This is a genomic window from Pseudomonas sp. DW-iso17 (genome assembly GCF_058725345.1).
In genome coordinates this window covers 25,634-43,755 of sequence record NZ_JBZXEA010000019.1, presented here as the reverse complement: position 1 = coordinate 43,755, position 18,122 = coordinate 25,634, and the positions used below count along the sequence as shown (strand labels likewise).

The 18,122-nt window shown below is 60.2% G+C and carries 17 protein-coding genes; 11 read left to right on the top strand and 6 right to left on the bottom strand.

All coding sequences use genetic code 11. From position 1 onward, the window contains the following. Positions 1–278: 278 nt before the first annotated feature. Entirely contained in the window at positions 279–1,217 is a 939-nt protein-coding gene (locus AC4PS6_RS14375; protein ID WP_014718093.1) for a GlxA family transcriptional regulator, read from the bottom strand. A gap of 166 nt (positions 1,218–1,383) precedes the next feature. Between AC4PS6_RS14375 and AC4PS6_RS14370 the strand changes: the two genes are divergently transcribed. Beyond that, positions 1,384–2,061, top strand: a complete 678-nt coding sequence (locus AC4PS6_RS14370; protein ID WP_019817311.1) for a type 1 glutamine amidotransferase domain-containing protein — start codon at positions 1,384–1,386, stop codon at positions 2,059–2,061. Between the two features lie 78 nt (positions 2,062–2,139). Further along, on the top strand, positions 2,140–3,270 hold the full coding sequence (locus tag AC4PS6_RS14365) for an alkene reductase (protein WP_336827493.1): 1,131 nt from the start codon (positions 2,140–2,142) through the stop codon (positions 3,268–3,270). Positions 3,271–3,455: 185 nt separating this feature from the next. Here the strand turns inward: AC4PS6_RS14365 and AC4PS6_RS14360 are convergent, their stop codons facing one another. Continuing rightward, the gene (locus AC4PS6_RS14360; RefSeq protein ID WP_072435719.1) at positions 3,456–4,454 is read right to left on the bottom strand and encodes an NAD(P)H-quinone oxidoreductase; all 999 of its coding nucleotides are present in this window, start codon (positions 4,452–4,454) and stop codon (positions 3,456–3,458) included. A gap of 183 nt (positions 4,455–4,637) precedes the next feature. Here AC4PS6_RS14360 and AC4PS6_RS14355 point away from each other — a divergent pair, with 183 nt between their 5' ends. Beyond that, complete coding sequence (locus AC4PS6_RS14355; protein WP_014718097.1) at positions 4,638–5,024, top strand: DoxX family protein; 387 nt, start codon at positions 4,638–4,640, stop codon at positions 5,022–5,024. Positions 5,025–5,076: 52 nt separating this feature from the next. Here AC4PS6_RS14355 and AC4PS6_RS14350 read toward each other — a convergent pair whose 3' ends face one another. From AC4PS6_RS14350 to AC4PS6_RS14335, 4 genes are all read right to left on the bottom strand, one after another. After that, positions 5,077–5,895, bottom strand: coding sequence for an alpha/beta fold hydrolase (locus tag AC4PS6_RS14350; RefSeq protein ID WP_014718098.1), 819 nt, complete (start codon positions 5,893–5,895; stop codon positions 5,077–5,079). A gap of 93 nt (positions 5,896–5,988) precedes the next feature. Next, on the bottom strand, positions 5,989–7,380 hold the full coding sequence (locus tag AC4PS6_RS14345) for an alginate export family protein (RefSeq protein ID WP_336827492.1): 1,392 nt from the start codon (positions 7,378–7,380) through the stop codon (positions 5,989–5,991). After that, complete coding sequence (locus AC4PS6_RS14340) at positions 7,377–8,273, bottom strand: VOC family protein (protein WP_019817307.1); 897 nt, start codon at positions 8,271–8,273, stop codon at positions 7,377–7,379. Before AC4PS6_RS14340 ends, AC4PS6_RS14345 begins: the two co-directional genes overlap by 4 nt. Positions 8,274–8,511: 238 nt before the next feature. Continuing rightward, a complete protein-coding gene (locus AC4PS6_RS14335; protein ID WP_019817306.1) occupies positions 8,512–9,084 on the bottom strand; it encodes a LuxR C-terminal-related transcriptional regulator in 573 nt (190 codons plus the stop codon). A gap of 130 nt (positions 9,085–9,214) precedes the next feature. Between AC4PS6_RS14335 and AC4PS6_RS14330 the strand changes: the two genes are divergently transcribed. The 8 genes from AC4PS6_RS14330 to AC4PS6_RS14295 all read left to right on the top strand — a co-directional run bounded on the left by AC4PS6_RS14330 (position 9,215) and on the right by AC4PS6_RS14295 (position 18,082). Further along, positions 9,215–10,393 (top strand): acetyl-CoA acetyltransferase, encoded by a 1,179-nt coding sequence (locus AC4PS6_RS14330; RefSeq protein ID WP_103451852.1) that lies wholly within the window; start codon positions 9,215–9,217, stop codon positions 10,391–10,393. A gap of 3 nt (positions 10,394–10,396) precedes the next feature. Beyond that, the gene (locus AC4PS6_RS14325; RefSeq protein WP_014718102.1) at positions 10,397–11,926 is read left to right on the top strand and encodes a class I adenylate-forming enzyme family protein; all 1,530 of its coding nucleotides are present in this window, start codon (positions 10,397–10,399) and stop codon (positions 11,924–11,926) included. A 33-nt stretch (positions 11,927–11,959) separates the two neighbouring features. Beyond that, complete coding sequence (locus AC4PS6_RS14320) at positions 11,960–13,279, top strand: MFS transporter (protein ID WP_275968540.1); 1,320 nt, start codon at positions 11,960–11,962, stop codon at positions 13,277–13,279. A 143-nt stretch (positions 13,280–13,422) separates the two neighbouring features. Next, positions 13,423–13,971, top strand: coding sequence for a histidine phosphatase family protein (locus AC4PS6_RS14315; protein WP_336827491.1), 549 nt, complete (start codon positions 13,423–13,425; stop codon positions 13,969–13,971). A 135-nt stretch (positions 13,972–14,106) separates the two neighbouring features. Further along, the gene (locus AC4PS6_RS14310) at positions 14,107–15,594 is read left to right on the top strand and encodes an AAA family ATPase (RefSeq protein ID WP_336827490.1); all 1,488 of its coding nucleotides are present in this window, start codon (positions 14,107–14,109) and stop codon (positions 15,592–15,594) included. Next, positions 15,591–16,541 carry a hypothetical protein gene (locus tag AC4PS6_RS14305; protein ID WP_019817302.1) on the top strand — a complete coding sequence of 317 codons (951 nt, stop codon included), beginning with the start codon at positions 15,591–15,593 and terminating at the stop codon, positions 16,539–16,541. Before AC4PS6_RS14310 ends, AC4PS6_RS14305 begins: the two co-directional genes overlap by 4 nt. Before the next feature lie 58 nt (positions 16,542–16,599). Further along, positions 16,600–17,355 carry a precorrin-6A synthase (deacetylating) gene (cobF, locus tag AC4PS6_RS14300; RefSeq protein WP_019817301.1) on the top strand — a complete coding sequence of 252 codons (756 nt, stop codon included), beginning with the start codon at positions 16,600–16,602 and terminating at the stop codon, positions 17,353–17,355. Between the two features lie 10 nt (positions 17,356–17,365). Further along, entirely contained in the window at positions 17,366–18,082 is a 717-nt protein-coding gene (locus AC4PS6_RS14295; protein WP_020303169.1) for an alpha/beta hydrolase, read from the top strand. Positions 18,083–18,122 lie beyond the last annotated feature (40 nt).

Genomic DNA, 18,122 nt, shown 5'->3' with positions numbered 1-18,122 from the left:
AATTTCAGGGGATTTTACAGAAGACCTTGAAAGGGCTGGCTGTAAAAGCGGAACCATAAGCAGCCGTTACCCAAATAACGGATATGTACACGGTCTGATCCAAGATTCTGGTCGGCTGCCAGGCCGCCTTCGCGAGCAAGCCCGCTCCCACAGTTTGATCGCGGGGTGTCAGGTAGGTAAGTGTCGGCTGGTAGGCCGCCATCGCAGGCAAGCCAGCTCCCACATTTGGATCATGGCACTTCAGGTAGATAGGCGTCGGCTGTCAGGCCGTCACGGGCCTAGCCCGGGTTGAACAGCACCTGCTGCATCGCCTGAGGCGGCTGCCCGAACGCCCTGAGGAACGCCTGGCGCATGCGTTCGCGATCACCAAACCCGGTTTCGCGGGCCACCACCTCTACCGGGTGACGGCTGATTTCCATCATCGCCCGCGCAGCTTCCACCCGCAGGGCTTCGATGGCTTTGGCTGGGGTTTGACCGGTTTCTTCGCGAAACACCCGGCTGAACTGGCGGGGGCTGAGCCGGGCAACGTCGGCCAGGGCGTCCACCGACAAATCATGGGTGAGGTTTTCACGGGCATAGGCCAGGGCCAACTGCACGCGGTCGGACTTTGGGTCCAGTTCCAGCAAGGCCGACAGTTGCGACTGCTCGCTGCCGCGGCGCTGGGCAATCACCAGCTTGCGTGCAATGCGCCGGGCCAGGCCGCTGCCCAGGTCGTCCTCCACCATCGCCAGCGCCAGGTCGACCCCGGCGCTCATGCCCGCACCGGTCCACACCTGGCCGTCGACAATGAACAACTTGTCTTCTTCCAGGTGGATATCCGGATAGCGTTTGCGAAATGCCGGCGCATGGATCCAGTGGGTGGTGGTGCGCTTGCCCGCCAGCAGGCCTGCCTCGGCCAGTACAAAGATGCCCATGCATAAGGACGCCACCCGGCGCGACTGCGCGGACGCGGCCTTGACCAGCTCCAGCAGGTTGGCTTCGGGCAGGCGAAACTCCAGGTAGCCGCTGACAATCAAGGTGTCATAGCCCTCTGGGCGCAGCGCGCTGGTGTTCACCGAAAAACCCTGGGAGGTCATCACGGCGCCGCCGCTTTCCGACACCAGGTGAAACTCATAGGCCGGCTCGCCGCGCAGCAGGTTGGCGCACTCGAACACCGAGCCCAGGCTGAGGCTCAACGACTGGAAATTCGGGTAAACCATCAGCGCAACGCTGTGCATTGCATCTCTCCAAGGGGCGGGGGAGAGGCGATTGTCGGCGCGTGCCCGGCAAACGGCAACCGACTTTGGTGCATGTCCGCAATCCTTGCGGATATGACATTGTGAGCCACTGCCTCGCTGCCTAACATGAGACAACTGTTATTCACACCGACCGAGGCACTGGAAAATGAAAGTATTAATGGTACTGACCTCTCACGACCAGCTTGGCGATACCGGGCGCAAGACCGGCTTCTGGCTCGAAGAATTCGCCGCACCTTATTACGCGTTCAAGGACGCTGGCGCCGAAGTGGTGTTGGCTTCCCCGGCCGGCGGCCAGCCGCCGCTGGACCCCAAGAGCGATGAACCGGATGCGCAAACCGAGCAGACCGAGCGCTTCGGTAAAGACTCGGCTGCGCAGCAAGCCTTGGCGACCACCGTGAAGCTGGACTCGGTCAACGCCGCCGACTTCGACACCGTGTTCTACCCAGGCGGCCACGGCCCGCTGTGGGACCTGGCGGAGTCGCCGGTGTCCATCGCGCTGATCGAAGCCTTCGAGCGGGCCGGCAAGCCCATTGGCTTTGTCTGCCATGCACCGGGTGCCTTGCGTCACGTCAAGGCGGTTAACGGTGAGCCGTTGATCAAGGGCCGCCGCGTCACCGGGTTCTCCAACTCGGAAGAGGCCGCTGTGCAGTTGACTGAAGTCGTGCCGTTCCTGATTGAAGATGAATTCAAAAAACTGGGCGGCCAGTATGAGAAGGGCGCTGACTGGCAATCCTTCGTCCTCGTCGATGGCTTGCTGGTGACTGGGCAAAACCCAGGCAGCTCCAGCGAAGTGGCCAAGGCCCTGCTGACACTCTGCGCTTAAGTTAATCAACCGATCTACACGGTGGCGATTCCCAGGAGTTGCCACGGTTTTCGTTCGTCCTGAATTTGGAATATCGCCGTGCCTGACTGCATCCTGAACACCCCGATCAAGCTGGGGAATCACCGCTTGAACAACCGTGTCGTACTGCCGCCGCTGACCCGCCAGCGCAGCGCCCAGCCGGGTAATATCGCCACCGACCTGATGGCCGAGTATTACCGTCAACGGGCCAGTGCCGGGTTCATGGTCAGCGAGGGGACGCAGATCGAACCCCGGGGCCAGGGCTACGCGTGGACGCCGGGCATTCATACACCGGCGCAAATCCAGGGTTGGCGCAAAGTCACCGCAGCGGTGCATGACGAGGGCGGTGTGATCTTCGCCCAGCTATGGCATGTGGGGCGGGTGTCCCATCACGCGCTGCAACCTGACGGTGGTGCACCGGTGGGGCCGTCTGCACTGGCGGCGTTGCAAGCCAAAGCCTTCATTGAAACCGGGCCGGGTGTGGGTAAACTGGTGCAGCCACCGGTACCCCGCGCCTTGACCGCGCTGGAAATCGAAGAGCTGGTGGGGCACTACGCCCAGGCTGCACGCAATGCCCTGGACGCCGGGTTCGACGGTGTGGAAATCCACGCGGCCAACGGCTACCTGGTCAACCAGTTCATCTCGGCCCATTCCAACCTGCGTGAGGATGAGTACGGCGGCTCGCTGGACAATCGCCTGCGCTTGCTGCGCGAGATTGTCGAAGCGGTGTGCAAGGTGGTGGGGCCGGAGCGCCTGGGCGTGCGCTTTTCGCCGCTGTTCAGTGGCACCGACCAGGACCGGGTCTACATCGGCCTGGTGGAAGAAGACCCGCACCTTACCTATATCGAAGCGATCAAAGTGCTGGAAGCGTCGGGCATCGCCTATGTGTCCATCGCCGAAGCCGACTGGGACAACGCGCCCGACCTGCCCGAGACTTTCCGCCAGGCCGTGCGCCGCACCTTCAGCGGCAGGATCATCTACGCCGGCCGCTACACCGCCGAGCGCGGCGCACGGCTGGTAGAGACCGGGTTGGCGGACCTGATCGCCTTTGGACGGCCCTTCATTGCCAACCCGGACTTGCCCCAGCGGCTGTTCAATGGCTGGCCATTGAATGCGTTGAAGGCCGAAGGCCTGTATGGCGGGACACAGGCGGGGTATGTGGACTATCCGGTGTATGCCCAACAGCCGTGATAGCCCATGATGGCCTGTGTTTTATCCAGTGTGGGAGGAGGCTTGCCCTAACGCCGGTCAGTTAAACGAACGCTATGCTCGAAGCAATGAAGATCAAATGTGGGAGCTGGCTTGCCTGCGAAAGCGGTCGTGCAGTAACAGATACAGTGACTGACACACCACCTTCGCGAGCAAGTCGAATCGCCTCACTCCACCCGCAACACAATCTTGCCGATATGGTCCCCACCTTCCATCCGCGCATGGGCCTGGGCGGCGTCGGTGTAGGCGTAGACCTGGTCGATCATCGGTAGGCAGCGCCCGGCACTGAGTACCGGCCACACGTGTTCGCGCAGTTGCTGGGCAATCTCGGCCTTTTCTTCCCGGGTGCGGGCGCGCAGCAGTGAGCCGGTGATCACCGCGCGTTTGCCGAGGATGGTCAGCAGGTCGACGTCGTTGGCCTTGCCGCCACCGAGGAAGCCGAGGATCACCAGGTGGCCGTCCATGCCCAGGGCCTTGAGGTTATTGTTCAGGTATGAGGCACCCATGATGTCGAGGATCACGTTGACGCCTTTGCCGTCGGTCTGTTTGGCGATGACCTCGGCAAAGTCCTGTTCGCGGTAGTTGATCGGCTCGGCACCGAGCTTGGCAATCGCCGCGCATTTGTCGGCGCTGCCCGCCGTGGCGAATGCCTGGATGCCGAACTCCTGGCAGAGCATCAACGCGGTGGTACCGATGCCACTGGTACCGCCGTGGATCAATGCGCGCTGGCCCTTATGGGCACCGCCGAGGCCGAACAGGTTGGCCCAGACCGTGAAGAACGTTTCTGGCACGGCAGCGGCCTGAATCCAGTCCATGCCCGCAGGGATCGGCAGCGCCTGGCTGGCCGGCACCGCGCAATACTGCGCATAGCCGCCGCCATTGGTCAGGGCACAGACCTTGTCGCCCAGGCTGTATTCGTTCACGCCAGTGCCCAGCGCCACCACTTCACCGGCCACTTCCAACCCCGGGATCGGGCTCATGCCGGGCTTCATCGGGTATTTGCCCGCGCGCTGCAAGGCGTCTGGGCGGTTGACCCCGGCGGCGTGCACGCGAATCAGAATCTCGCCTGGCCCGGCCACTGGCACGTCGGCGCTGCGCGGCTGCAAGACCTCGGGCCCGCCAGGGGTGGTGATTTCGATCAGGGTCATTTCTTGGGGAAGCGTCATGGAAAAATTCCTGTAGCGATGAGCGTATGGGTTGGGACCGTAGCGCGGGGTCGGCAGTTCAGCAAGATCATGCCGGGTTCTTTGGGCAATGCAAACGCAGGATTTCAGCACAAGCCTGCAAGTGCGGCGACGCGACGTTGGACACACTGACTGCCGGTCATTTTCGACGCAAACAGGTGGCATATGAACCAAGCAAGAAATCAGGATATCGGGCTGTTGTTTCTGCGGGTCAGCGGGGCGTTGTTCCTGCTGTGGGTGCATGGGTTGCCCAAGTTGTTCCACTACAGCGAGCAATTGAAGCTGATCGAGGACCCGTTTCACCTGGGCGCCCATGTCACGTTGCTGCTGGCGATCTTTGCCGAGGTGCTGTGCCCGCTGCTGATCATCGCGGGCGTGCTGGTGCGCCTGGCGTGCCTGCCGATCCTGGCGGTGCTGGTCATCGCGTTGCTGGTGGTGCACCCGGAGTGGACGCTGTTCGAAGGTCAGTTCGGCTGGCTGCTGTTGATCATCTTTACCAGCATCCTCATTGCCGGGCCGGGCCGGCTGGTATTGGCTCAGCGCTTTGCTTGAACAAAAAAAGGCCGGGCGAGCCCGGCCAAACAAGGAGAGGATGTTTCAAGGTTCAGCGGTTCAGGAACCCCAACAGGTCTTCATTGAGCTGTTGAGCGTGGGTCACGGCAAACCCGTGCGGCGCATCCTTGTACACTTTCAGTTGTGCGCCCTCGATCATCTGCGCCGCGACTTTGCCGGTGGTGTCGAACGGCACGATCTGGTCGCCGTCGCCATGGATCACCAGGGTCGGTACGTCGATCTTGGCCATGTCCGGGCGGAAGTCGGTTTGCGAGAACGCGGTGACGCAATCCACGGTCGACTTGAGCGAGGCAAGCATGGCGATCTGCAGGGTCTGGCTGAGCACACCCTCTGAAACGTGCTGGCCTTTATTGAGACCGAAGAACGGCGTGTTGAAGTCGCTGATGAACTGCGCACGATCCTTCAACAGGCCGGCCTTGATGCCATCGAACACCTCACCAGGCACGCCTTGGGGGTAGTCGGCTTGCTGGCCGAAGATCGGCGTGACCGCGCCCAACAACACCAGGCCGGCGACACGGGCACTGCCGTGGCGGGCGATGTAGCGCGCCACGTCACCGCCACCCATGGAGAAGCCCACCAGGGTCACGTCCTGCAGGTCCAGGTGTTCGATCAACTGGGCGATATCGTCAGCGAAGGTGTCGTAGTCGTTACCGGTCCAGGGCTGGTCCGAGCGGCCAAAACCACGACGGTCAAAGGCAATGGTGCGAAAGCCACGGCTGCTCAGGTATTCCATCTGGTATTCCCACATGTCCGCATCCAGCGGCCAGCCGTGGCTGAACAGCACGGGCTTACCGCTGCCCCAGTCCTTGAAGTAGATCTGGGTACCGTCTTTGGCAACGAATGTGCTCATCTGAAACTCCTTGCAGGGCTGAAAAAGGGCGGTGAAAAAACCGCATCACTATTGCCGTAAACCTGAGCCGAGGCTTGTATGGGTGTGCTTGTCTCACCAACTGAACTTGAGCTCCATGCCCAGGTAATTGCTGTCGTGTCCACCGGCATCACGCAGGGTCTGGCCGACCGCGTAGTGCACGGCCTCGACCGCACCGCTGAGGTTGGGCGTAAAGGCGTAGTCGGTGCGCAGTTGACCGTAGGCGCCGGTCCAGCGCTCACCTTGGCCCGCCGTGCCAGCCACGGGCAGGTTGGGCTGGGTGTAGACGGCGTCTGCGGTGGTCTGCCGCCACAGCAGGCCGACGGCGGTTTGCACGCTGAGCTTGGCGAGGGGCTTGACGGTAATCGACGGTTTGACGTGGATCAGGTTGCTGTAGCCGGTATAGCCCGCCAGGGAAAAGTAATAGCCATTGGGGAACAGCGGGTTGAAGGTGCCGACCCGGCCGTCACCGGCCTGGCGGTCACCGGAAGCGATATCCAGTTGCAGGCCGATACGCGGCTTCCAGGCCAGCGTGTCAAAGGTGTAGCCGGTGCGGCTGCCACCGGCCCAGGCGCGAATCGTCTTGCTACCCACCGAGCCCCGTTGCAGCATGGCTTCGACGTCCCAGTCGAAACCCTGGGCTGCGCCACCGAGGCGGGCGTCCAGCAACTGGCGCGTCTCTTCGCCGTCGGCGTCCAGGTAATGAGCGGCGCTGCGCTCGTACACGCCGTAATAGGCCGACAGCTCATTGGTGCCGCCCACCAGCCGCTCGACCCGCAGCATGTGGAAGCGCGCGTCGCTGTTGGACTTGTCGTCGAAATGCCGGCCATCCTGATACTGCACCGGTTGGCTGGCGATCCCGATAAAGCGCCATTGCGGCGTTTCCCAGTCCGCCCACAACGCATCGAAGGACTGCCGCACATTCGGGCCGTCCCGTGACGAGATGAAGCGCTGCAAGTCGAAGGCGAAATCCTGGCGGCCAGCCCGTGCCTTGAAGGTGCCGGCGCTGAAGGTCTTCACGTATTCGGCAAAGGCCAGGCGCAGGTCGACGCGGTTCTGGTCGGCACCGCCAATCGTGGTCTTGTCATAGGCCCGCACATCTTCCAGCTGGGTGAACAGCCGCCAGTGTTCGTTCAGGTGCAAGTCGGCGTGCACCTGAAAGCGCTGGATCAGGTAGCGGTCACGCGGTACATCCCGCACGCCGAACCCGCTGGCGTCGTTCATCTCGAAGCGTTCACGCAAGGTTGCGCCCAACGACAAGTAGGTGAACGGGTTGGCGGCGGACAGTGGGATGTACTTGAGGTTGTCCAGCGGTTGCGTGCGCAACGCCGGGTCCTTGAGCACAGACCAGTCCTCCTGCCAGCGGTTGGCCTTGATCACCGGGCGTACCGGCGGGTCGTCGGCCTGCACGCTGCCAGCAAGCAACGGCCACACCACCGCCAGGCTCCAGCCTGCGTGACGAATCATTTTGCCGCGCTGAGTTGGTGGATTTCTGCGACATAACCGCCGGGGAACTCCACCAACGCACTGCGCCGACCTTTGCTGTCGAACGCCGGCACCAGCACGGTGGCACCAGACCCGGTGGCCTTGCCCAGGGTGGCGGCGAGGTCGTTGACCTGATAACCGGTGGTGTCGTGGCCGAACGGGTAGGGCAGTTGGCCGTTGGTGACCAGCACCGCCATGCGCCCGAACGGCGATTCGATATCCACGCGGCGGTAGTGGCCGCCGGCCTGGCCGACATCAACCCCTGGGGCGTGCTTGTCGTCGCTCACTACCTTGCCGTGGGAGAAACCCAGGAACGCCTTGATAAACCGCTCGGCGCTGTCGTGAGACACATACACACGGTTTTCCGGCACGGTGTCGAAGGCGGTGTAATCCGGGGTCTTGGTGTGCCAGTAGAGCTGCATGTTCACACCACCCGGCCACTGCACCACGGCATCACGGCCGATGGGGTCGGGGAAATCGCTGACGATCACATCGGCGCCATTTTCCCGTGCGGCCTTGAGGGCCACGTCCATGTCCTTGACCAGATAGCCGTTGCGTTCCTGGCCGAACGGGTGGGGTACGGGGGTGGTAAAGCCGAACAACGACACCGTACCCGCCGGGGTTTGCAGCAGTTGCGAGGTGGTGCTGCTCGGTACCGGCAGCACATTGACCACGACCTGTGGCGTGCTTTTGCCGCCGAAGGTGGCGAGGAAACTCTGGGCAAAACGGTCCACATCGGCCGGTGCCACATACACATGGCTGGTGTCGTATTGCGGCGCCACGGCCACGCTTGGGGTGGCGGCGAACGCGCTGTTCATCATCGCGCTTGCCAGCAGCGTCAATGCCAGCGATACCTTGGTTGTTGTGTTACCCATGCCCGTTCTCCAGCGCTTCTGAGGGTTCGAAAGCCGTGAGGTTAGGGGGGCAGGGCGGTGGGGAATTGTATGGACGTGCTCGGTTGAACGTTTCAGCTACCTGACGCCCCTCAATTTAAATGTGGGAGCTGGCTTGCCTGCGATGACGGCGTGTCAGTCACTGCATCTATGACTGCACGACCGCTTTCGCAGGCAAGCCAGCTCCCACATTTGATCTTCGCTGCTTTGGGCATTGAGGTCAGGCCACCATGATGATCTTCGATACCAATTCCACCACCGTCTTGGCCTGCAGTTTCTTCATCAGCCGCGCCCGGTGCACCTCAACGGTGCGGTGGGAGATCGCCAGGCGCAGGGCGATTTCCTTGGATTTGAAGCCGTTGACGATGTGCATGGCAATTTCCCGCTCACGGGGCGTGAGGTCGCCGGTGCCCTGGTGCATGCGGTCTAGGCGTTCGAAGTGCCAGATCATCAGTTTGAATGGGTCTTTGGGGGTGAGGGTGTAACCGTGGGACTTGGCCCAGAACACTTCGCCGTTGTGGTGCTGCATGAAGCGTTCATCGGAATAAAAGCCGTTGTCGCTGTCGAGCAGCCAGTCATGGCTGCGCTTGCCGATGGCGTGGTAGTCGGCCTGGGACGGGTAGATCAGCAGGGTCAGCTGGTTGACCAGTGCGTCGCGCGCGTAGCCGAACAGCTTCAGAAAAGCGTCGTTGCAGTCGAGAATCACGCGGTCGCTGGTGACGATCTGCGGGGCAGGGGACAGCTTGAACGCCAGGCGTTCGAGGTCGGGAAATTGCTGGGCTAGCGCGGTCATGGGGCATCCTGCCTCGTTGTTCAATGCCCTGGGGCGCTACTTACCCGTGTAAGTAGTTACACGAATTGGCGCACGATCAGGGGTGGGTCATTGTAAGTAAAGTCCGAATCAAGAACAGAAGAAATTGATTATGCCTGCTGATTGCGTCTCCATTGTTGCCGCTGGTCACTCCCGCTTTGGTCGCCTGGAAGGCACGACGCTGGAAGACCTGATCGTCCAGGTGACCCGGGAAGCCCTGAGCGACGCCGAGATTGACGCGTCGCAAATCGATGCGTTGTTCCTCGGTCATTTCAACTCGGGGCTGGTGCCCGACGGGTTTGCCGCCTCATTGCTATTGCAAGCCGACCCCGGTCTGCGCTTCAAACCTGCCACCCGCTGTGAAAACGCCTGTGCGTCCGGCTCGGCAGCGATCCAGGCGGGGGTCAATGCGATTCTCTCCGGCAGCGCCGAGCTGGTATTGGTAGTGGGCGCCGAGAAGATGACCCACACCAGCACCGCCGCAGTCACCCAAGCCTTGGCCGGGGCCGGCTACCAGAACGACCCGGCCGAAGCCGGCCTGAGTTTCCCGCAGTTGTTCGGCCGCGCCGCCCGCCAATACGCCGAGCGTTACCACTGCCCGCTGGGCTCGATGGCGGCCATCGCCACCAAAAACCACTCCAATGCCATGGCCAACCCCTTGGCGCAGATGCATCGGGAGATGAATTTCGAGCACTGCAATAACGTCTCCCAAAGCAACCCGTTCGTGGCCGAGTCCCTGCGCCTGACCGATTGCTCGTTGATCAGCGATGGCGCCGCCGCCATCATCCTCGCCTCGCCCAAACGTGCGCGGGAGTTTCGTCGCGAGGTGCAGATACGTGCAATGACCCAGGTCAACGACACGCTGCCCATCGCCCAACGCGACATCCTCGCCTTCGAGGGCCCGCAGCGGGCGATTCACTCAGCATTGCGCGGCGCAAATGTGACCCTGGCCGACCTGAGCTTCGCCGAAGTGCACGACTGCTTCACCATTGCCGAGTTGCTGATCTACGAAGCCATGGGCCTGGCGCCCAAGGGCGAAGGCCATCGCGTGCTCGACAGCGGCGTGGTGCGCGCCGGCGGGCGCTTGCCGGTGAACCTTTCCGGCGGGCTCAAGGCCAAGGGGCACCCCGTCGGTGCCACGGGGGTGTCCATGCATGCCTTGGCGTTCCGGCAATTGACCGGCGAACCGATTGGCCTGGCGGTGCCCAACCCGGAGTTTGGCCTGGTGTTCAATATGGGCGGCATGGCGGTGGCCAACTACGCCTCGGTCCTGCAGGCACGCCGGAGCTGAGCCATGAACATTGCCAACTGGCTGCACGACACCCAGCGCCGGGCCCCGCAACGCCCGGCCTTGTTCGACGGCAGCGTGCAAGTGGCCGACTACGCCACCTTCGCCGCCCACGTGCGCCAACGCGCCGCGCACCTGGTGGAGCAGCATGGCCTGGTGCCGGGAGACGCGGTGGCGCTGCTGATGAAAAACAGCTGCGACTACCTGGAACTGCTCTACGCCATCTGGTGGATGGGCGGGGTGGCGGTGCCGATCAACGCCAAGCTGCACCCCAGCGAAGCGGCGTGGATTACCGATAATGCCGAGGCGCGGCTGATCTTTACCGACGGCGGCCAGGTATTTTCATCGCGGGATTTGCCCGTGCATTGCACGGAACTGGACGGCCACCCGCTGCCGCCCAGCCATGGTTGGCCCGGCCTGGAGCAGCCGGTGCCCCGCCAGGATCACGACCTCGCCTGGCTGTTCTACACCTCCGGCACCACCGGGCGCTCCAAAGGCGTGATGCTGTCCCACGGCAACCTGATCGCCATGTCGCTGTGCTACGCCACGGATGTCGATCAAGTGAACGCCGACGATGCGGCGCTGTATGCCGCGCCCATGTCCCACGGCGCCGGCCTGTACAACTTCATCCATGTGCGCTGCGGCGCCCGCCATGTGGTGCCGGCCTCCCATGGCTTCGATGCCGCCGAGCTGTTCGGGCTGGCCGAGCACATGGGCGATGTGTCGTTGTTTGCTGCGCCGACCATGGTCAAACGCATGGTCGAGCAGGCGCGGCGCCAGGATTATCACGGCGCCGGCATCAAGACCATCGTCTACGGCGGCGGCCCCATGTACCTGGCCGACCTGCGCGAAGCAGTCGACACCTTCGGCCCGCGCCTAGTGCAGATCTACGGCCAGGGCGAGAGCCCGATGACCATCAGCGTCTTGCCACGCGCCTTGATCGCCGAGCGCCAGCGTCCCGACTGGGCCACCCTGGCCGCCTCGGTGGGCCACGCGCAAGCCTGTGTCGAGATCCGCATTCTTGATGCCGAGCACCAGCCACTGCCCACCGGCGAGCGCGGTGAAATCGCGGTGCGTGGCGCCACGGTGATGCAAGGCTATTGGCGCAACCCGCAGGCCACGCGCCAGACGCTGGTGGACGGCTGGCTGCTGACCGGCGACATCGGCTACCTCGACCCGGCCGGCTACCTGACCCTGACGGATCGCTCCAAGGACGTGATCATCAGTGGCGGCAGCAACGTGTACCCGCGTGAAGTCGAGGAAGTGCTGGCCCAGCATCCCGAGGTGTTCGAAGTGTGCGTGGTGGGCGAGCCGGACGCGCAATGGGGTGAGTCGGTGGTGGCCTTTGTCGTGACGCGCAGCGGCCAGCCGCTGGACGAAAGCGAGCTGACGGCCTGGTTCCTGGCGCGCATGGCCTCGTTCAAAAAGCCGAAAAAATATGTGTGGCGCAGCGATTTGCCGAAGAACAGCTACGGCAAGATTCTCAAGACCGACTTGCGGCATTGGCTGCAAACCGCGAGTATCGCCGCGCTTTAACATGGATCGATAATCAGACAAGGAGTCCCCACGATGGGCAATCCCGCACAAGACACCGTCCGCAAGCGCCGCCGGGCGTTTCTGGGCGCCACCTCCGGCCACTTGATCGAGTGGTACGACTACGGCGTGTATGGCTTTCTCGCGGTCTATATCGGCCAGGCGTTCTTCGTCTCCGATGACCCCACCACCAGCCTGTTGGCCAGCTTTGCCGCGTTTGCACTGAGCTTCTTTATCCGCCCTCTGGGTGGGCTGTTCTTTGGCCCGCTGGCGGACAAGATCGGCCGGCGCAAAACCCTGATCATGGCGCTGGTGATGATGACCGGCTCCACGGTGATGCTGGGCCTGTTGCCGACCTACGCCAGCCTGGGCATCGCCGCACCGATCCTGTTGATTCTGGTGCGCTGCGTACAGGGCTTCTCGGCGGGCGGCGAAATCGGCACCGTCACCAGCTTCATCTCTGAATACGCCGGGCCCGGTCGCCGCGGCTTCGCCACTTGCTGGCTGATGGTCACCGCCGTGCTTGGCCTGCTGCTCGGTGGCGCCGTGGCCAATGGCATGACCTGGGTGCTGGGCGCCGAGGTCATGCAGGAATGGGCCTGGCGCGTACCGTTCCTGATCGCCGCGCCCCTGGGCTTTATCTCCATGTACATCCGCCTCAAGCTCGAAGACAGCCCCGAGTTCCTGGCCCTGCAACGCGCCGGGCAAACGTCGCGGGCGCCGCTGCGCGAGGTCTGGCAGTGGAAGCGTGCGATTGCCCTGGTGTTCTTTATCATCACTTTGCACAGCTCGATTTTCTACCTGGTGCTGACCTTTGCCTCGACCTACATGGCCAAGATCCTCAAGTTCGACAGCGGCACCACCTTGCTGTACGTGTTCGTCGCCAGCTTCTCGGCGGCTTTCGTGATGCCATTTGGCGGGGCCTTTACCGATAAATACGGGCGCAAGCCGTTCCTGATGGTGATCGGCACCTTGGCGACCCTGGCGATGTTCTGGCTGTTCAAATCCGCCCCCACCGCCACCCCGGCGACCTTCTTCGCGCCGTTGATGGCGGTGGCGATTTTGTTCGGGCTGTACGCGTCGTCAACCTATGCGCTGATGAGTGAACTGCTGCCCACGCGCATTCGTTCCACCGGGATTGCGGTGGCCTATAACGTGCCGGTGGCGGTATTTGGCGGCAGCGCACCGTTGATTTCCACCTGGCTGATCAAGGTGACAGGCGACATTACCTCGCCGTGGTATTTCTACGTGGCGACCGGGGTGGTGTCGTTGCTGGCGTTGGTGGTGTTGCGCAAGGAGGATTTTGTCGCCAGCGGTCACTCCACGGCCGTGCCCGCCAGCGCTGCGCTGGCTTGAAGCACGAACACCCCGTAGGAGCGAGCTTGCCCGCGAAAAACTCATAGGCGCCGCGCTTATTCAGGCAGCACGCGTTATCGTTGACGCTTTTCGCGAGCAAGAACTAGGCGTCCCCCTCGCTCCTACAGGTACAGAGAATTGCCATGCCGGCCACCCGCTTGACCCTGATCTGCCACGCCATCACGCCCCTGCAAAAGCAGGGGCGTTTCTCTGATGACGAGTCCGTCACGATGGACTGGCAGGGCGCGGCCTTGTCCCTGGCCGGGCGCTACAAACAACAGGCACGCCTGGTGTGCGGCCCTGAAGTGAGAGCCCGTCAAACCGCGGGCTTGTTCGGCAATAACGCCCAGGTCGAACCCGCCTTACGCGACCTGGATGTCGGCATATGGAAAGGCCAGGCTATCGGCCAGCTCGACAGCGAAACCTTGAACACCTGGGCCACCGACAGCACCAGCGCAGCCCACGGCGGCGAGTCGGTGGGTCAGTTGTGCATGCGGGTCGGCCAATGGCTTAAATCCCTCAAAACCCAACCCGGCCATGTCATCGCCGTGACCCACCCGTTCGTCATCCGCGCGGCGATGCTGTACGTCATGCAGTTGCCTGTCTTGATGTTCTACCGGATTGATGTTGAGCCATTATCGTCGGTGGAGTTGCGGTTCAATGGGTATTGGCGGTTGCGGTTAATGGCGTGAAGTACGCATGCCTTACCGCAGGGCACAGACATGTGGCAAAATGGCATCACTTGTTGGTGCCATTGTCTGGCCCACGACACACGACTTTTTGAATTGCCCTAATGATTGACGGGCTGCGTAAGGGATTCTATGCAGATGAACAAGTTGATTGCGGTCAAGACAGGTACGAATAAATTTGAATTCGAAAATCAAGAGAGCCTGAAATGGAATGGCTTTTTTGATGTGGACACGATTCGTTTGATTCTGGGTAATAACGGTTCTGGTAAAACTGCCTTGTTGTGTGACATGGCAGCGTATATTTCATCGCCTGTCTCTACCCCTCGAAGAGCCGTTTATGATGATCGCGAAACATCTTCGGAGAAACTGTCTGACGAAGAGCTTGAACGTATTGGTGTAATTTACTTCTCTCCCGTTCCCTACCGGCGCCGGCTACCTTTTCGTAACCGATTCGTCGATGCTTCTCCTCGGTTTGGAAAGGTAGAGAATTCTGCGCGAGCCGAGCAGTTCTACCAAGTGGCCAGCGATCTGGAATTGAACGCAAGTTTGAGGGCAGAAGTATGTTATGAATTTGAGCTGTTCAAGACCGTGTTGGCGCCTGCGCTTGTCGTCATGAGCAATCTTGCCGGGTTTCAAACGGCGCACAAGCCGGTGATTACATTTTTATCTGAATACGCGAAAATTCAAAAAAAGCGCCAGTTTGTAAGCTCGGATTACTATGAGAATGAACGTTTGAACATCCAGATTGAGCGTTTGCTTGATACCTGCGTGCTCAGGTTGGAGCGTTTTGCTCTATCGAAACTTCCCCGTGGTAAAAGCAATAAGTTAGTAATGCTCGCTGCCTTAACGTCGGTGGCAAAAAAAATCCCTGATCATGATCGTATTGGGCGATTTTTCTTTAATTTTTTTGAACTCGCCAGCGATGGACGTTACGACGAAGATAAGGAAGTGTTCGATTTGCTGATGATGACTTATCGTGCCACGCTCAATTTTATAAAGGTTGGGGCGAAGGATGATATCCGCAAACACCCCCGGTCCTATTCATTTGCTATAGGCTCGGCAGAGGAAATCAAGCAGATAAAAATGTCGACCGCTGCAGTCGAAGTGCGTTGGACAGATCAAAGCTCGGGTGTAAGGGCCCTGGTTGACCAGTTTTTTTTGCTCCGCCAAGGTTTTATAACCATGGCGGGAAAGAAATTAAAGCACGTCATGGTGCTTATCGATGAGGGCGATGCCTATCTTCATCTTGAGTGGCAGCGCCGTTATATTTCCTTGCTGAATAAATTCCTGGCAGGGGTGAAAGCGGAGTTTGACATGAAGATTGTGCAGGTAGTGGTTGCCACGCACTCCCCTGTGATAACGGGTGATTTTCCAGCGTGCATGGTAACTAACCTGGATGACAGGGTCACACCTCAGAATACGTTTGCAGCTCCATTGGAAGACATTATCCTGAACTCTTTTGGGACTGCTGCCATTGGTGAGTTTGCGGCGGAAAAGATAAATGCACTCCATCAGCGTCTTGAACAGGGCATTTCTTCGGCCTTGGATAAATTATTGCTTGAGAGCATTGGCGATATTGGCATCAAGGAAGCGTTATATCGTGCTCCGGAGAGGCGATATTCATGATTGTTAACATCGCGCGGGTGTGGGAGGACATCGCAGTCAGGCACAAATTATTCATGCTATGGAAGCTGCAAGGACTGACTGATGCCTTAAAAGGATTCGTCGGGCCGGCCATGACTCAGCATCGTCTTGTCGAGTTCTTGGATAAACACAGGGAGGCCATATGTGGGTGTGACCCGTTGGCGCTGCCGGGTGTGATTGTTGCCTTTAGTCAGACTTTTGCCCGTGTTGTTGATATTGACTATTTGAATGGTTTTTTCAAAAAGTATCTGTGCTATAAGGAGTTTTCAGCTAAAGAGAGGGTGGTCCTGTTAAAAAGATGGGACGCCTATGCATTGTGTACATCCATCCGATCGAAAATTTGCCCTTATTGCCATATAACGCCCATTGACACTTATGTAAGTCCTGATGGGTTGAAAGCGTACAGGCCAAATATTGATCATTATTACCCGCAGGCCGAATTTCCTTTACTAGCGTTAACCATGGGGAATTTCATCCCCTGCTGCGAAAAGTGTAACGGGCCACAAATGAAAGGCACTACCCGGTTTGACTTGACACCTCATCTGCACCCCTTGGTGGATGCGGAGAATATATCTTTCAGGCTTGCATATAAGGGCGGGGGGCTAGACTTGAATAAATTGAGACTTCAGGCTGACAGTACGTCCTACGAAATTGAGGTGATGGCAACCAATGGCACATGCCTGAAAGTGGATAATTCAATTGCGACCTTTCGCTTAGTCCCTCGTTATCAAGTCTGTGTACCCGATGCGCTATTAGTGGCGAAACGCTCCAGACTGGGGGGCAGATATAGGATGTTGACCAAGATACTGACAAAGTTGAATTTCTCTGACAAACACCCCTTGGGCTTTGATGAAACGAACGACAGTTATAAAAATGTGATCGCAGGTAAGCTCAAACTTGACATCGCCCGGCAGTTCAAGGTGATTTGACCCAGCAGGGCAACCCAGTAACATGGCAACATTTCACGCCCTGTACTGAGAGCACCCCATGAAACGCATCCTGATCATCGGCATTGGCGCCGGCAACCCTGACTACATCACGATGCAGGCCGTGAAGGCGCTGAACCGTACCGACGTGTTCTTCCTGATGGACAAGGGCCAGAGCAAGGACAAGCTGATCGACCTGCGCCGGGAAATCTGCGACACCTACATCACCGAACCCGGCTACCGTTTTGTCGAGGCCGATTGCCCGGAGCGGGTGCGTGGTGAAATCGACTACACCACCGCCGTGCAAGACCTCAACCGCGATAAGCAGCAGACCTTCGAACGCATGATCAACGAAGAAATGGCCGACGGCGAAGTCGGGGCGTTTTTGGCCTGGGGCGACCCGGCGCTGTACGACAGCACCATTCGTATCTTGCAGGCGATTCTTGCCAGTGGCCGCTGTGTGTTCGAGTTTGAAGTGATCCCCGGTATCACCAGCGTGCAGGCCCTGGCGGCGCAGCATAAGGTGCCGCTCAACCGTATCGGCAAGTCCATCGAAATCACCACTGGGCGACGGCTGGCGGCGGGGCAGGCGAGTGATGCCGATACCCTGGTGGTGATGCTCGACGCCGAAGATTCCTACCGCAGCGTAGCGGATCAGGACCTGGATATTTACTGGGGCGCCTACCTGGGCACGCCGGACGAGATCCTGATCAGCGGTAAAGTGGCGCACGTGGCAGAAGAGATCGAACGGGTACGCAAGGCGGCACGCCTGGAAAACGGCTGGATCATGGACACCTATTTGCTGCGCAAACCCTGAGGTAAACCCGATGCTCAAACAGCTTGCCCTCGCCTTGGCCCTGGTGGCCGGCGCCGCTCATGCCGACACCGGCTTGCACACCGACTTGCCGTTGTCCTACCTGGAACAGACCCAGGGCGATGCGCGCAACCAGCCGCTGGTGATCTTCCTGCATGGGTTTGGCAGCAACGAGGAAGATTTATTTGGCATCAAGGACGCGTTACCGTCTACCTGGACCTACCTATCAGTGCGTGCGCCACTGCCGGTGGAGCCGCAGGGGTATCGTTGGTTTACCAAGACCGATGAGCCTGAGTACAACGGCGAGACCGATGAACTGTTCAGCAGCGCCCGGCTGATCAAGGACTTTGTGCTCAAGGCCACCGCCAAGTACCACACCCAAAGTGATCGGGTGTTCCTGGTGGGGTTCAGCCAGGGCGCGATCATGTCTTACGAGGTGGCCTTGCGTGAACCCGAGTGGGTGCGCGGTATCGCCGCACTCAGTGGCAGCGTGCTACCGGGGCTCAGGTCTGCGCTGAAACCGGATGCGTCCATGGGCAAGCTGGCGATCTTTATCGGCCATGGCACCTTGGACCAGGCGCTGCCCTTCAGCTCGGCCACGCAGGCGAACAAGGTGCTGACAGGGTTGGGGCTCAAGCCGGAGTTTCATGAGTACCCGGGGATGAATCACACCATCAGCGAAGCGGAAATCCAGGACTTAAAAGCCTGGCTTGAGAAAAGCCTGAAGTGAAATGCGCTTGAAAATGTGGGAGCTGGCTTGCCTGCGATAG